This window comes from Enterobacteriaceae endosymbiont of Donacia crassipes (assembly GCF_012569785.1).
Classification (GTDB): domain Bacteria; phylum Pseudomonadota; class Gammaproteobacteria; order Enterobacterales; family Enterobacteriaceae.
The window spans coordinates 93,843-109,310 of record NZ_CP046202.1; the positions used below are offsets into that span (position 1 = coordinate 93,843).

Consider the following 15,468-nt stretch of genomic DNA (forward strand, 5'->3'; position numbering starts at 1 on the left):
GATGGAAAATAGAAATAATACATATTCATTATAATGAACATGGTAATGGATTTAAAGAAATTATTTTAAAAATTATTGGTGTAGGAGTATATGGAAAATTAAAATTTGAATCTGGAGGACATAGAGTTCAAAGAGTCCCAGAAACAGAATCGCAAGGAAGAGTACATACTTCTACTTGTATTGTAGCTGTTATGCCTGAATTATCAAAAATAGAAATGCCAGAAATAAATATTCAAGATTTAAAAATTGATACATTTAGATCTTCAGGTGCTGGTGGGCAACATGTTAATACAACAGATTCGGCTATACGTATTACTCATATTCCAACAAAAATAGTTGTTGAATGTCAAGATGAAAGATCACAACACAAAAATAAATCAAAAGCATTAGCTGTATTAGCAGCTAGAATAAATTCAATGGAAATGGAAAAAAAAAATAAAGATAATGCTTTAAAAAAAAAAATATTATTAGGTACTGGTGATCGTTCAGATAAAAATAGAACTTATAATTTTATTCAAAAAAGAGTTACTGATCATCGTATTAATTTAACTATTTATAAATTAAATGAAATTATGAATGGAAACTTAGATCTTTTAATAAAACCGATAATTTATAAAAAAAACAATAAATTATAATTTATAAAAATAAATATATGATTATTGATCAATTTTTACAATATGCTTTAGATATTTTAAAAAAAAATAAAATATCAAATTATCAACTAGAAGCTAGTTTATTAATATCATTTATTTTAAATAAACCTAAATCATGGATTTATGGTTTTAATGAAACAAAAATTAATTATAAACAATATAAAATATTACAACATTTATTAAAAAAAAGAATTAAAGGTATTCCTATAGCTTATATATTAGGTTTTTGTGAATTTTGGTCATTAAAAATTAATGTGTCACCTTGTGTTTTAATACCTCGTAAAGATACAGAAATTATAGTAGATGTTGTTTTACAAAAAATAGATACTAAAATAAAAAAAATATTAGATTTAGGCACTGGAAGTGGTGCACTTTCATTAGCACTTGCTTGTGAACATAATATTCTAGATATTACTGCTATAGATTTTTCTGACAAAATTATCAATATAGCTAAAAATAACGCTAAAAAATTAAATATTAAAAATATTACTTTTTTAAAAAGTAATTGGTTTAGTCATTTAAAAAATGATAAGTTTGATATTATTATTAGTAATCCTCCTTATATAAGTTATAAAGAATATTTATTTTTAAAAAAACAATTAAAATTTGAACCTATTAAATCTTTAGTTTCTAATCAAAATGGATTAAATGATTTAGACCATATTATTTCAAATTCTTTAAAATATTTAAATAATTATGGTTGGTTAATATTAGAACATGGTTATAAACAAGGATCAATAATAAAAAATAAATTAAAAATTAAAAAATTTAAAAATATTAAACAATACTCTGATATACAAGGATATAATAGAGTTATTTGTGGACAAAAATTTCTTTAAAAATATTTTATAAATTAAATTTTCTTATAATATTTTTAATATATTTAATAAAAAATTTTTGATATTATTAATAAATAATATTCTTACTTATAAAAATAAAAATGGAACAAAATGATAATTCTAAAAAAATAGAAAAAAAAATTTTTTTATCTCATAAAATAAAATTATTAAAAATAGATCATAGATCTATAGGGAAAAAATTAGATTTATATCATTTTCAAGATGAAGCTCCAGGAATGGTTTTTTGGCATAATAATGGTTATATTATTTTCAAAGAATTAAAAAAAATTTTACGATTAAAACTAAATCAATATAATTATTTAGAAGTAAAAACTCCTTTAATAACTGATATTTCTATTTGGGAAAGAACAGGACATTGGAAAATTTATAAAAAAGCAATTTTTACAACTTATTCAGAAAAAAGAAATTATTGCATAAAACCTATGAACTGTCCTGCTCATATTCAAATCTTTAAACAAAAATTAAAATCATATAAAGATTTACCATTAAGAATTGCTGAATTTGGTATTTGTCATCGAAATGAACCATCTGGTTCTTTACATGGTTTAATGAGATTAAGAAGTTTTACTCAAGATGATGCTCATATTTTTTGTACAAAAAATCAAATAACAGAAGAAATTAAAAATTGCATTCATATGATATATGATATTTATCATATTTTTGGTTTTAAAAAATTTTTTGTAAAATTATCTACAAGACCATTATATAAAATTGGAGATGATAAAATTTGGGATCAAACAGAAAATGATTTATCATTAATTTTAAAAAAAATGAATATTAATTTTAAACATCAAAAAGGAGAAGGAGCTTTTTATGGTCCTAAAATTGAATTTTCTTTTTTTGATTATTTAAATAGAGAATGGCAATGTGGAACTATACAATTAGATTTTACATTACCTAAATGCTTGAAATTATTTTATATTAATAAAAAAAATAAACGTAGTACTCCTATAATAATACATAGAGCTATTTTAGGTTCATTAGAAAGATTTATAGGTATTATTCTTGAAGAATTTTCTGGATATTTACCTATTTGGCTTACTCCTATACAAATAATAATACTTAGTATTAGTGAAAAACATATACAATATGTTTTAAAAACATTTAAAATAATAAAAAAAAATAATATTCGTATTAAATACGATATTCAAAACAAACAAATTGCTTTTAAAATTAGAAAATATACAATGCAACATATTCCATATATTTTAATATGTGGAGATCAAGAAATAAAAAATAATCTTGTTTCAGTAAGAGATTGTTTTAGTAAAGATTTGGGATTTATGAAAATTCATGATATTATTAATAAAATTAATAAAGAAATTAATAACTATTATTTAAAATAAATTAAGGAGGTAAAATATTAAAGTTGGGAAAAAAATAATACAATTATTACGACCTAATATAATTAATAAAAATATTAGGAGTAAAATTGTAAGATTAATAGGATTAAATGGAGAACAAATAGGAATAATTAATCTTAAAGAAGCTTTAAAAAAAGCAGAAAAAACTGGATTTGATTTAGTAGAAATTAGTCCTAATTCTACACCTCCTGTATGTCGTATAATGGATTATGGTAAATTTTTATATACAAAAAATAAGGCTTCTAAAGAACAAAAAAAAAAACAAAAAATAATTCATTTAAAAGAAATTAAATTTCGTCCTGGTACAGATATAGGTGATTATAATGTTAAATTACGTAATATAATTCGTTTTATAAAAAATGGAGATAAAGTAAAAATTACATTAAGATTTAGAGGGAGAGAAATGATGCATACAAAATTAGGTTTTTTTATGCTCAACCGTATTAAAAATGATATAGAAAATTTAGCAATAGTAGAATCATTTCCTTCAAAAATTGAAGGAAGGCAAATTATAATGATTTTAATACCAAAAAAATAATAAATAAAATTATGGTTTATACATGAATAAACTTAAAACAGTACGTAGTGTTGCAAAACGTTTTAAAAAAACAAGTAATGGTTTTTTTAAACATAAAAAAGCCAATTTAAGACATTTATTAACTAAAAAAAACAAAAAACATAAAAGATTTTTAAGACAAAAAAAAATAGTCTCGAAAGGAGATTCACGTTCATTAAAAATTTGTTTACCTTATTTATAAAATAAATATATAACAAATAATTATTATAGGAATATAAATTATATGGTTAGAGTCAAACGTGGAGTTACTGCAAAAATAAGACATAAAAAAATTATAAAACAAGCAAAAGGATATTATGGCGCTAGATCTAGATCTTACAGGTCTGCTTTCCAAGCAGTAATTAAATCAGGACAATATGCTTATCGAGATAGAAAACAAAAAAAAAGAAAATTTCGTCAATTATGGATTATGAAAATTAATGCAGCAGCGCGTCAAAAAAATATTTCTTATAGTTCTTTAATACATCAATTAAAAAAAAATAATATAAATATAAATAGAAAAATATTAGCTAGTATAGCGTTATCTGATAACTTAACTTTTAACAAATTATTAACTTATTCTTATCATTCATAAAATTAATTTTATCAAATTAAATGTTTTATATATAAAATATATTAATGAGAATATCATGATATCTAATGATATAGTTATAATAGCAAAAAAAGAAATTTCTGTAGTAAAAAATCTTAAAGATTTAAATATATTAAAAATTAAATATTTAGGTAAAAAAGGTTATATTACTAAACAATTCATGTTAATAAAAAATTTAAGTAAAAATGAGAGAATTCATAAAAGTATTATTTATAATAAACAAAAAAAACAAATAAAAAAAATAATAATAGAACGTAAAAAAAAAATAGAAATAGAACAATATAACAATAAATTTTTAGATCAAAATATCGATGTATCATTACCAGGAAAATATATTTCATCAGGTTCTAAACATCCTATTACAAATATAATTTATGAGATAGAAGAATTTTTTACTAATATTGGATTTAAAATAATAACAGGACCTGAAATAGAAGATGTTTATCATAATTTTGATGCATTAAATATTTCAAAATATCATCCAACAAGAACAGAAAAAGACACATTTTGGTTAGATAAAAATATTTTATTACGTACTCAAACTTCTAATGTACAAATTAGAGCTATGAAACAAAATAAACCACCTATAAAAATTTTAACTGCAGGGAAAGTATATCGTCATGATTATGATAGTAGTCATACACCTATGTTTCATCAAATAGAAGGATTATATATTGATAAAAAAGTAACTTTTGTCGATTTAAAAGGAATATTAGTTTTATTTTTAAATTTTTTCTTTGGTGAAAAATGTAAAATACGTTTTAGACCTTCTTATTTTCCTTTTACAGAACCATCTCTAGAAATAGATATACTAAATAATAATAAACAATGGATAGAAATTTTAGGTGCTGGAATGATACATCCTTATGTTTTAAAAAATGTTGGTATGAGTACTAATAAATATTGTGGATTTGCTTTTGGATTAGGAATAGAAAGATTAACTATGTTACGTTATAATCTTTCTGATATTCGTTTTTTTTATGAAAATGATATACGTTTTCTTAAACAATTTAGATCAAATAACTTTGTATGATAAAATTTAGTGAATTCTGGTTACGAGAATGGTTTTATTATGATAAAGATATTTATTCTTTATCAAAAAAAATAACAATGTTAGGATTTGAAATAGAAAAAATTGAATCTATTACTTATAAAAGTGATATAAAACACCTAATTGAAGGTGAAATTATTAATTATAATATATATAAAAAGAATCCTAAAATTTATGAATTTAAAATATTAACTAATAATGGTAAATTATTAAAAATATTTTCTAATATAAATTGTTTTTATAATAAAATGAAAATTATTTTAGCTACTAGAAATTCTTCTTTATATAAGAAATATATAAAAATACCAAAATATGTTTTTTTAAAAAAATCAGAAGGATTATTATGTACTCCTAAAATAATTAGTTTATATACAAAATATAATATTATTAAAAATAATGTTACTATTTTAAATGAAAATAATAATATTAATAAAAATAACAATGTTTTAAATTTATATGATAATATTTTACATATAAATATTCCTACAAATAGACTAGATTGTTTAAATATATTAGGATTTACAAGAGATTTATCTGTTTTAAATAAAAAAATTAAATTTAATATACCATATGAAAATTCTTTAATAAAAAATTCAGAAAAATATCAACTTAATATTAATTTTGATAAAAAAATAAAAAATATATTATATAAATATAGTTATTGTATAATTAAAAATATTGATTTAACTAAAAAAATTCCTTTTTTTATTAAAGAAAGATTATATTATGCTGGAATTAAATTTATATCTAACAATCCATTATTAAATATTCGTAATTATATAATTTTAGAATTAGGATATCCTATCCAATTTTATAATTTTGATCAAATTAATGGTAAAATTTATATAAAAAAGTATCAAAAAAATAAATACTATTTATTAAATTTAAAAAATAAAAAAAAAAATTTACTAAATAACAATTCATTATTAATGATAATAAATAATAACCAAATAATGTCTATACCAGGAATAATACAAAATAAAAATTATTCTGTAAAGTTAACAACTAAAAATATTTTAATAGAATGTTTATTTTTAAATCCAAAATATATAAATTTTTTATTAAAAAATAATTGTTATATTAATAATATTTATAATTTTCATAAAAATACTTTAGATCCATTAATACAAAAAACTTCTATTATAAGAACTACAAATTTATTATTAAAAATATTTAAAGGGAAAAGAAGTAAAATTTATACAATTAATATTAATAATATTAATAATCATAACAAAATAATAAATTTATCATTTAAATATGTATATAAAATCTTAGGTTTTAATATTAAAAAAAAAATTATACTTAATATTTTAAATAAATTAGGTTTTATTATTATAAAAAAAACAATTATTAATTGTATTATTCAAATACCTAGTTGGAGATATGATATAAATATAACGGAAGATGTTATAGAAGAAATTATACGAGTATATGGATATGATCAAATTCCTCAAAAAATTAATATTTCTTTTATCAAAAATAATATTATAAAAAAAAATAATTCTATATTAGAATATCGAAAGATTAATATTAAAAAAGTTAAAGATATTTTAATTTATCAAGGATATCATGAAGTAATTAATTATAGTTTTATAAATCCTAAAATACAGTTAATGTTATATCCAAAAATAAAATGTATAAAAATTAAAAATCCTTTAACAAAAGAAACATCTGTAATGAGAAATTCTTTATTATATGGATTAATTAATAATATTATTTTTAATAAAAATAGACAACAAAAAAATTTACGTTTTTTTGAATATGGTTTGTGTTTTTTTAAAGATTTTAAACAAAAAATAGGTATATCACAAAAATTAATGTTAGCTGGAATAATTAATATAAATTCATTAGATGACTATTGGAATAAAAAAAATAAATGTATTAATTTTTATGATATAAAAGGTAATATAGAATATATTTTAAATGTTTTTTATAAAAATAATAAAATAGAATTTTATCAACAAAATAAAAACACAATATTACATCCGTATATAAATTCATCAATATATATTAATGGCATATATGTTGGATATATTGGCATGTTACATCCTAGATTAATTCATTATTTTAATATAAATTCTAATACTTTTGTATTTGAATTATTTTATGATTATATCATCATCAATAATACTTTTAATTTTCAAAAAATAATTAATTATCCAGTAAATAAAAGAGATATTTCTTTTTTTATAAAGAAGAAAATTAGTTTTAATTGTATTTTATTATTTTTAAAAAAATTAGAATTAAAAAATTTAATAAAAATAAAACTTATAGATATTTTTCAAGGAAATAATATTCCTAAAAAATATAAAAATATTACTTTAAGTTTATTTTTACAAAACGAAAATCATACATTAAATGATATAGAAATTAATAATATTATAAATAAATGTATTTTAAAATTAAAAAATAAATTTCAAATTATATTAAGAGATAATATTTATTATAATAAATAAATTTAAAATTTTATATATAAAAATAATTTAATTTGATTTATTTATTTTTTTTTTATCAGATATAATCAATATATATAACTGTTATAAAAAGAAAAAAATGTTTACAGGTATTATTCAATCAATAGGTAAAATTAAAAAAATTTCTTTTAAAAAAAAAAAATATTATGTATATATACAAACAAGTAAAAATTTTGTTAAAAATTTAAAAATAGGAGAATCTATTTCAAATAACGGATGTTGTTTAACTATTGTAAACTTATATAAAAATATAATTTTATTTAATATAATAATTCATACTATAAATAATACAACTTTTAAAAAATTAAAAGTTAATGATTATATTAATCTTGAAAAACCAATAAAAATTAATGATTTTTTGGGAGGACATATAGTATTAGGACATATTACTGATATTGCAATTATAACTAATATAAAAAATTATAATTTTTCTAAAATTTTATGGATTAAGCCTAATAATATTTTACAAATGAATTATATTCTAACAAAAGGATCCATATGTGTAGATGGCGTTAGTTTAACAATAGATAAAACATTTAAAGATAAATTTAGTGTAAATCTAATACCAGAAACATTATTAAAAACTACATTATCTAAAAAAAAAATTTATAATTATGTCAATATTGAAACGGATATCTATACTAGAAATATAATACAAACCATAGAAAGATTATATAATAAAAATATTTAATATATTAAAATATAAGGAATATAAATGATAAAAAAAAATAAAATAAATATTTTAAAAAAATTAAAAGATCGCGATATTTTATATCAAATAACTAATCAAAAAAAGTTATTTAAAATTTTAAATGAACAAAATATTAATCTTTATTGTGGTTTTGATTTAACAGCAGATAGTTTACATATAGGACATCTAATACAATTATTTACATTAAAATATTTTCAAGAATTAGGTCACAAACCAATAATTGTATTAGGTGGAGCTACAAGTTTAATTGGTGATCCTAGTTTTAAATTAAAAAAAAGAAAAATGAATTCAATAGATATTATTAATATCTGGTTTCATAAAATTAGTATACAAATAAAAAATATTTTAGATTTTAATTGTGGTAAAAATAGTGCCATAATTATTAATAATTATGATTGGTTTTATAAAATAAATATTTTATCTTTTTTAAGAAAAATAGGAAAATATTTTTGTGTTAATCATATGATGAATAAAGATTCTATTAAAAATAGAATGATAAATAATGAAATTAATGGTATTTCTTTTACTGAATTTTCTTATAATTTATTACAATCTTATGATTTTGCTTATTTAAATAAAAATTTTAATGTAATTCTTCAATTAGGAGGTTCTGACCAATGGGGGAATATTACATCAGGAATTGATTTAATAAAAAAAATATATAATAAAAAAGCTTTTGGAATAACAACTAACTTAATTGTTAAAAATGATGGAACAAAATTTGGAAAAACAGAAAAAAAAACAATATGGTTAAATAAAAATAAAACTAGTCCATATAAATTTTTTCAATTTTGGTTAAATATTCCAGATTCACTTATATATAAATTTCTATATATGTTTACTGATTTAAAATCAGAAATTATTAATAATTTTAAAAAAAAAAAAAATAATATTAAAAAAAATAGTCCTCAATATTTACTTGCAGAATATATGACAAAAATAATACATGGAAAATATAGTTTAATTTTAGCTAAAAAAATAACAAATATACTTTTTTATAAAAATATAAAAGATTTATCAGAAAATGATTTTTCAATCTTATTAAAAAATATTAATAATGTTATTTTAAATAATAAAAAATTTTCTTTACAAAAAATATTAGTTTTAAGTAAATTTGCATCTTCTCGTACTCAGGCATCTAAATTAATTGAATCTAATTCCATATACATTAATAATAAAAAAATATCAAAAATATCATTTATATTTACTGAATATCATAAAAAATTTAATCATTTTACTTTATTACGTAAAGGTAAAAAAAATTTTTGTTTAATTTATTGGAGTTAATGTAAAATAAACAAAAAATTTTATGCGTTCTAGAGGATTTGAACCTCTGACTTTCACTATGTCATAGTGACACTCTACCAACTGAGTTAAGAACGCATAAAAAAATTAATTATATTAAATCATATTAATGATATTTAATCAATTTTTTTGTATTTTAATAATACGTAATATAACTAATATTACTGAAATAGTTAATCCAACAATAAATCCTATCCAAAAACCTGTAGGACCCATAGAATTTACAATTAAATTTGTCATAGACAAAATATAACCTACAGGAAAACCTATTATCCAATAGGATATAAAAGTAATAAAAAAAATAAATTTAGTATCTTTATAAGCTTTTAAAACACCACATCCTATTACTTGAATAGCATCTAAAAATTGATAAATAGATGCTAAAAATATTAATTTAGATGATAAATTTATAATATTTTGATTAGGATTATATAAATAAGCAATTTTTTTTTTTAAAAAAAGACTTATTAATATAATAAAAATAGATAAAATAATGCCTATAATTTGTGAAATCCAACTAATCCTTTTAGCTTTATTTTTATAACCTGAACCTAAATATAATCCTACTAATATAGTAGTAGCTATACTTAAAGATAATGGAATTACAAAAATTAAAGAACTAAAATTTTGGGCTATTTGATGACTAATAATAATATCTATTCCCATAGAAGAAATATATAAAGAAACAACTGTAAATAATGTAATTTCAATAAAAATAGATAATCCAATAGGAATACCTAATTTTAATAATTTTTTTAAAATTTTTATGTTAGGTTTATTAAATAAACTAAAATAGTTTATATTATTAAAATATATTGAATTATACATCCATATCATGGTTATAATAGTTAATATTAAATATATTAATACTATAGACAAACCACATCCTAAACTTCCAAAAGGTGGTATATAACTAAAACCATAAATAAAAATATAATTCATTGGTATATATATTATTACTCCGATCCAACTAATGATCATATCAGGTATAGTTAATGAAAATGAAATACAAACACAACGTAATATTTGTAATAATAAATAACCTGGTATACTCCACATAATTATTTTTAAAAAAATTATTATTTTTAAAATCAAAATTTTATTAGTTAATAATAAATATATAAAAAAATTAGTTTTATATAAAATTAATATCATTATACATGATAAAATTATTGATAATAAATATGATTGTTGTATATATTCTATAATATTTCGTTGTTTATTAGATCCATGTAATTTTGTGATAATAGGTATTAAAGATAAAAAAATACCATGACAAAATAATAATAAAGGTAACCATATTGATATACTTATCGATATTACAGCCATATCAATTTTATTAAAAGAACTTGACATAATCATATTTATGATACTAATTAAAAAATAGGCTATTTGTGTTAAAATTATTGGTATGGTAATATTACATAATTTTTTTATTTCAATTAAATATTTATGCACACACATCCTTTTTTTTTGAATATTAAATAAATTTTACTTTTTTAAAATATAAAATTATTATATATATAATTATATTAATTTTGAACTACTTTAATAAATAAACAGGTGTTTATGAAAATTTTTGATAAAATAAAACAACAAATTAATAATAACCCTATTATTTTGTATATGAAAGGAAGTCCAAAAAATCCTCAATGTGGTTTTTCTAATAAAGCAGCAAAAATAATTTTATTTTATAGAGTAAAATTTACTTATATTAATATATTAAAAGATTCTGATATTAGAATGTACCTACCTAAATATGCTAATTGGCCAACATTTCCCCAATTATGGGTAAATAATAAATTAATAGGAGGTTCCGATATACTATATATGTTACATATTAATAATAAATTAAAAAAAATTTTAAATTTTCAAAAATAATTTATTATGTAATTAATATATAATTATAGAGACCATCTTCCTTTAATTTTCCAATTATTAACTAATTTACAAAATAACTTAGCAGTACGATTAGCATCATATAATGCAGAATGTGCTTGGTTACTGTCAAATGAAATGCCAATTTCATGACATGATTTTGCTAATACAGTTTGTCCTAAAATTAATCCACACATTGATGTTGTATCAAATATTACAAAAGAATGAAATGGATTATTTATTTCCATTTTATTTCTTTTTATAGCTTCCATAATAAAACTATGATCAAAACTAGCATTATGAGCAACTATAACTGCTTTTTTACATTTATTTTTTTTTAAATCTTTAGTAATTTTTTTAAAAATAATTTTTAAAACTTCTATTTCAGTAATAGCACCTCTTAAAGAGGTATGAATATTAATACCATTAAAAGCTAATGCATCTGAAGAAATTCTTGAACCTTTGAAAGGTAAAACATGAAAATGTAATGTTTCATTTTTTTTTAACCAACCATTATCCATTTTTAATGTAATTAAACTTATTTCTAATATAGCATTATATTTAGGATCGAATCCTGAAGTTTCAATATCTACTACGACAGGATAAAATCCTCTAAATCTAAAAGATAATAAATCTAATTTTGATAAATTATTCATTTTTATTTTTTAAAATTATTAAATATATTAACAGTGTATTATATACATTATTAAATTATACTTTTATATAAAAAATTACAAGTATAAAATATTTTATATATATTTATATATTAAAAAAATATTTATATAATTAATAAAATTATTTTAATTAAAAATAATTTTATTTATTTAAGGAGATAAAGATGTTTACAAAAATAATTAAATTTAAACAAAATAATTTTTCATTTTATGTAATTTATTTATATAATAATCAACCAGAACTTATATATAATGCAATAAAAAAAAAAATACAACATTCTCCTGCATTTTTTAAAAAAATGTCAGTTATTGTTAATATTTATTATATAAAAAATGAAATAAATTGGGAAAAAGTTTATAATGCTATTATTTCAACTGGAATTAATATTATAGGAGTTAGTGGATGTAATAATAAAAATATTATTAAAATTGTAAATAATACAGGTACACCTGTTTTATTCACTAATAATAAAGATAATAAAAAAATTCAGAATATTGATAATAAAAAAAAAATAAGTAGTAATATAAATAATATAATACCAAAATCTATTATTAAAATAATTAAAGAAAAAGAATCTTTATCATTTAATAAAGATATTTATTATAATAAAAGTAAAATTATTTATAACCCAATTAGATCTGGACAACAAATTTATGCTTATAATAGTGATTTAATTATTATAAATAATGTTAGTACAGGAGCTGAATTAATAGCAGATGGTAATATTCATATTTATGGCTTTATGAGAGGCAAAGCTTTATCTGGAGCTAATGGAGATAAAAATTGTCAAATTTTTTGTAATCAATTATTTGCTGAATTATTATCTATTGCTGGTGAATATTTACTTCAAAACCAAATTCCTAAAAAATTTTTAGGAAAATCATCAAGAATATATTTAAAAAATAAAATATTAACAATAAAATCACTTAATTAAATTTTATTAAATTTACTATTAAGGAAAATTTCTAATGCGTATAATTGTTGTAACTTCTGGTAAAGGTGGTGTAGGTAAAACTACTTCTAGTGCAGCTATAGCTATTGGATTAGCTAAAAATGGTAAAAAAACTGCTGTTATTGATTTTGATATAGGATTACGTAATTTAGATTTAATAATGGGTTGTGAAAGAAGAGTTGTTTATGATTTTATCAATGTTTTACAGGAAGAAGCAACATTAAATCAAGCTTTAATAAAAGATAAAAAACATAAAAATTTATATATATTACCTGCTTCTCAGACAAAAAATAAAGATGCATTAACTTATAATGGAGTGGAAACTATTTTCAAGAATTTAAATACAATGAATTTTGATTTTATTATATGTGATTCACCTGCAGGTATTGAAAAAGGTGCATTAACTGCATTATATTTTGCTGACGAAGCTATTATTACTACTAATCCTGAAATTTCTTCTATTAGAGATTCTGATAGAATTTTAGGTATAATTTCATCACAATCTAAAAGAGCTAAAAATGGAGAAAAACCTATTAAAGAATATTTATTACTTACACGTTATAATCCTATTAGAGTAGATTGTGGAGATATGTTAAGTATTGATGATATTGTTGAAATTTTAGGTATTAAAATAATAGGTGTAATTCCAGAAGATCCTTTAGTATTAAGAGCATCAAATCAAGGAAAAAGTATTATTTTACATGAACATTCTAATGCTTCTTTAGCGTATAATGATACTGTTAAACGTTTGTTAGGAGAAAAAATTCCTTTACGTTTTATAAAAAAAGAACAAAAAAATTTTTTACAACGTTGGTTTTGGAGATAATATGAATATTATTAATTTTTTTTTGTCTAGAAAGAGAAAAACTGCTAATATTGCTAAAAAAAGACTACAGATTATTATATCTGAAGAATCTAAAAAAGGATATATATATCCTTGTTATATAATACAATTAAAAAAAGAAATATTAAAAGTAATTTCTAAATATACAAAAATAAATTCAAAAATGATTAATATAGAAATGGATGATAAAAAAAATAATATATCAACATTAGAATTAAATATTATTTTACCTAAAAAAAAAAAAGATATTAAACAAAAAAATAATAAATAGAATATTATATCTATATTAAAATACATTTTTAATGTAATTTATTTGATAATATTTTTTTATTTTTTTTTTGTTTAAAAACATAGTATTGATAATACTAATAATATTTTCTGAAGAATAAAGTTTATTATTAATAAATATTATTTTTAAATTCTTATTTAATGTTTTTTTTAAATTATCTTGAATATATTGATTTACATTAGAAATTAATGTAAATATTCCTTTTAATAAAATTATTTTTTTAAAAAAATCATTATAATTTAATAAACATTCACTATTTTTCCCTATCCATAAACCTTTAAAAGTTCTTTTATATATAGCAAAATATAATAAATTTTGATTACATTTTATAACAGATATAACATTTTTAATTCCTGTTATTTTCCAAGATTGCTCAGCTAAAATCATTAAATGTGATATTCCTATTTTAGGAATATTTAAAATGTAAGAAAGACTTTCTATTATTGCTATACCTATTCTTAAACTTGTAAAATTTCCTGGACCTAAATTATATCCTAATAAACATATTTGAGATAAGGTAATTTTTTTTTCTTTTAAAAGATTATTAAGTAATTGTAAGATATATTTTATATGAGAAAAAGGAGAATATTGTATTTTATTATAAATAATATTATTTATTTTTAATGAAAGTAAACAATATTCGGTAGATGTATCGATTACTAAAATATTATTTTGCATATAAATATTAATTAAATATAAATTTATTGTTTAATATTAAAATTATGTTATAATTTTAATGTTTTAATAAAATTTAAAACTATTATATCATTAATTATAATATAATTTTTCATAAAATGAAATATGAAATATTAACTTTAATTAATAACTATTTTAATAAATTTTTTTAAAATATAATTATTATTTATTTTTTTATAAATTTTAAAATAAATAATAATTATAATGAGGAATAAACTCATGACAACAATAGTTAGTGTAAGGAGAAATGGTAATGTAGTTATTGGTGGTGATGGACAAGCAACTCTTGGTCATATTATAATGAAAGGAAATGTAAAAAAAATTCGTAAATTATATAATGATACGGTAATTGCTGGTTTTGCTGGTGGTACTGCAGATGCTTTTACTCTTTTTGAGTTATTTGAACAAAAATTAGAAATACATCAGGGAAATTTAATTAAATCTGCAGTTGAATTAGCAAAAGATTGGAGAACAGATCGTATTTTACGTAAATTAGAAGCATTATTAGTAATAGCAGATAAAATTACTTCTTTAATTATTACAGGA

The 15,468-nt window shown here is 18.5% G+C and carries 18 protein-coding genes and 1 tRNA gene; 15 read left to right on the forward strand and 4 right to left on the reverse strand.

Going from position 1 to position 15,468, the window contains the following annotated elements; translation table 11 throughout:
- From GJT95_RS02265 to tyrS, 10 genes are all read left to right on the forward strand, one after another.
- Positions 1-635 (forward strand): peptide chain release factor-like protein (locus tag GJT95_RS02265; protein WP_246225725.1); only part of this gene is annotated, 635 nt, incomplete at its 5' end.
- Between the two features lie 17 nt (positions 636-652).
- Positions 653-1,492: a peptide chain release factor N(5)-glutamine methyltransferase gene (gene prmC / locus GJT95_RS00485; protein WP_169785844.1), complete on the forward strand. Its 840-nt coding sequence runs from the start codon at positions 653-655 to the stop codon at positions 1,490-1,492.
- 101 nt (positions 1,493-1,593) lie between these two features.
- Positions 1,594-2,859, forward strand: a complete 1,266-nt coding sequence (gene thrS, locus GJT95_RS00490) for a threonine--tRNA ligase (protein ID WP_169785845.1) — start codon at positions 1,594-1,596, stop codon at positions 2,857-2,859.
- Between the two features lie 16 nt (positions 2,860-2,875).
- Entirely contained in the window at positions 2,876-3,415 is a 540-nt protein-coding gene (gene infC / locus GJT95_RS00495; RefSeq protein WP_169786138.1) for a translation initiation factor IF-3, read from the forward strand.
- Between the two features lie 22 nt (positions 3,416-3,437).
- Positions 3,438-3,635: a 50S ribosomal protein L35 gene (rpmI, locus tag GJT95_RS00500; protein WP_169785846.1), complete on the forward strand. Its 198-nt coding sequence runs from the start codon at positions 3,438-3,440 to the stop codon at positions 3,633-3,635.
- Between the two features lie 42 nt (positions 3,636-3,677).
- Positions 3,678-4,028, forward strand: coding sequence for a 50S ribosomal protein L20 (rplT, locus tag GJT95_RS00505; RefSeq protein WP_169785847.1), 351 nt, complete (start codon positions 3,678-3,680; stop codon positions 4,026-4,028).
- 55 nt (positions 4,029-4,083) lie between these two features.
- Entirely contained in the window at positions 4,084-5,079 is a 996-nt protein-coding gene (pheS, locus tag GJT95_RS00510) for a phenylalanine--tRNA ligase subunit alpha (protein ID WP_425482519.1), read from the forward strand.
- Entirely contained in the window at positions 5,076-7,553 is a 2,478-nt protein-coding gene (gene pheT / locus GJT95_RS00515) for a phenylalanine--tRNA ligase subunit beta (protein WP_169785848.1), read from the forward strand. Before pheS ends, pheT begins: the two co-directional genes overlap by 4 nt.
- Before the next feature lie 97 nt (positions 7,554-7,650).
- A complete protein-coding gene (locus GJT95_RS00520) occupies positions 7,651-8,262 on the forward strand; it encodes a riboflavin synthase (protein ID WP_169785849.1) in 612 nt (203 codons plus the stop codon).
- 24 nt (positions 8,263-8,286) lie between these two features.
- A complete protein-coding gene (gene tyrS, locus GJT95_RS00525) occupies positions 8,287-9,570 on the forward strand; it encodes a tyrosine--tRNA ligase (RefSeq protein ID WP_169785850.1) in 1,284 nt (427 codons plus the stop codon).
- A 23-nt stretch (positions 9,571-9,593) separates the two neighbouring features.
- On the opposite strand, the gene GJT95_RS00530 is transcribed toward tyrS, so the two are convergent.
- Positions 9,594-9,666, reverse strand: a tRNA-Val gene (locus tag GJT95_RS00530).
- Positions 9,667-9,708: 42 nt separating this feature from the next.
- The gene (locus tag GJT95_RS00535) at positions 9,709-11,046 is read right to left on the reverse strand and encodes an MATE family efflux transporter (protein WP_169785851.1); all 1,338 of its coding nucleotides are present in this window, start codon (positions 11,044-11,046) and stop codon (positions 9,709-9,711) included.
- Between the two features lie 111 nt (positions 11,047-11,157).
- On the opposite strand from GJT95_RS00535, the gene grxD reads away from it, so the two are divergent.
- Positions 11,158-11,469: a Grx4 family monothiol glutaredoxin gene (gene grxD, locus GJT95_RS00540; protein WP_169785852.1), complete on the forward strand. Its 312-nt coding sequence runs from the start codon at positions 11,158-11,160 to the stop codon at positions 11,467-11,469.
- 23 nt (positions 11,470-11,492) lie between these two features.
- Here the strand turns inward: grxD and rnt are convergent, their stop codons facing one another.
- Positions 11,493-12,122, reverse strand: coding sequence for a ribonuclease T (gene rnt, locus GJT95_RS00545; RefSeq protein ID WP_169785853.1), 630 nt, complete (start codon positions 12,120-12,122; stop codon positions 11,493-11,495).
- Between the two features lie 182 nt (positions 12,123-12,304).
- Here rnt and minC point away from each other — a divergent pair, with 182 nt between their 5' ends.
- The 3 genes from minC to minE are packed head-to-tail and all read left to right on the forward strand — an operon-like array spanning position 12,305 to position 14,208.
- Entirely contained in the window at positions 12,305-13,075 is a 771-nt protein-coding gene (gene minC / locus GJT95_RS00550; RefSeq protein WP_169785854.1) for a septum site-determining protein MinC, read from the forward strand.
- A gap of 34 nt (positions 13,076-13,109) precedes the next feature.
- Positions 13,110-13,919: a septum site-determining protein MinD gene (gene minD, locus GJT95_RS00555; protein ID WP_169785855.1), complete on the forward strand. Its 810-nt coding sequence runs from the start codon at positions 13,110-13,112 to the stop codon at positions 13,917-13,919.
- A 1-nt stretch (position 13,920) separates the two neighbouring features.
- The gene (gene minE, locus GJT95_RS00560) at positions 13,921-14,208 is read left to right on the forward strand and encodes a cell division topological specificity factor MinE (protein WP_169785856.1); all 288 of its coding nucleotides are present in this window, start codon (positions 13,921-13,923) and stop codon (positions 14,206-14,208) included.
- Positions 14,209-14,223: 15 nt separating this feature from the next.
- Here minE and tsaB read toward each other — a convergent pair whose 3' ends face one another.
- Positions 14,224-14,904 (reverse strand): tRNA (adenosine(37)-N6)-threonylcarbamoyltransferase complex dimerization subunit type 1 TsaB, encoded by a 681-nt coding sequence (gene tsaB / locus GJT95_RS00565; RefSeq protein WP_169785857.1) that lies wholly within the window; start codon positions 14,902-14,904, stop codon positions 14,224-14,226.
- A 237-nt stretch (positions 14,905-15,141) separates the two neighbouring features.
- Here tsaB and hslV point away from each other — a divergent pair.
- The coding region (gene hslV, locus GJT95_RS02270; protein WP_246225727.1) for an ATP-dependent protease subunit HslV at positions 15,142-15,468 on the forward strand (327 nt) is incomplete at its 3' end.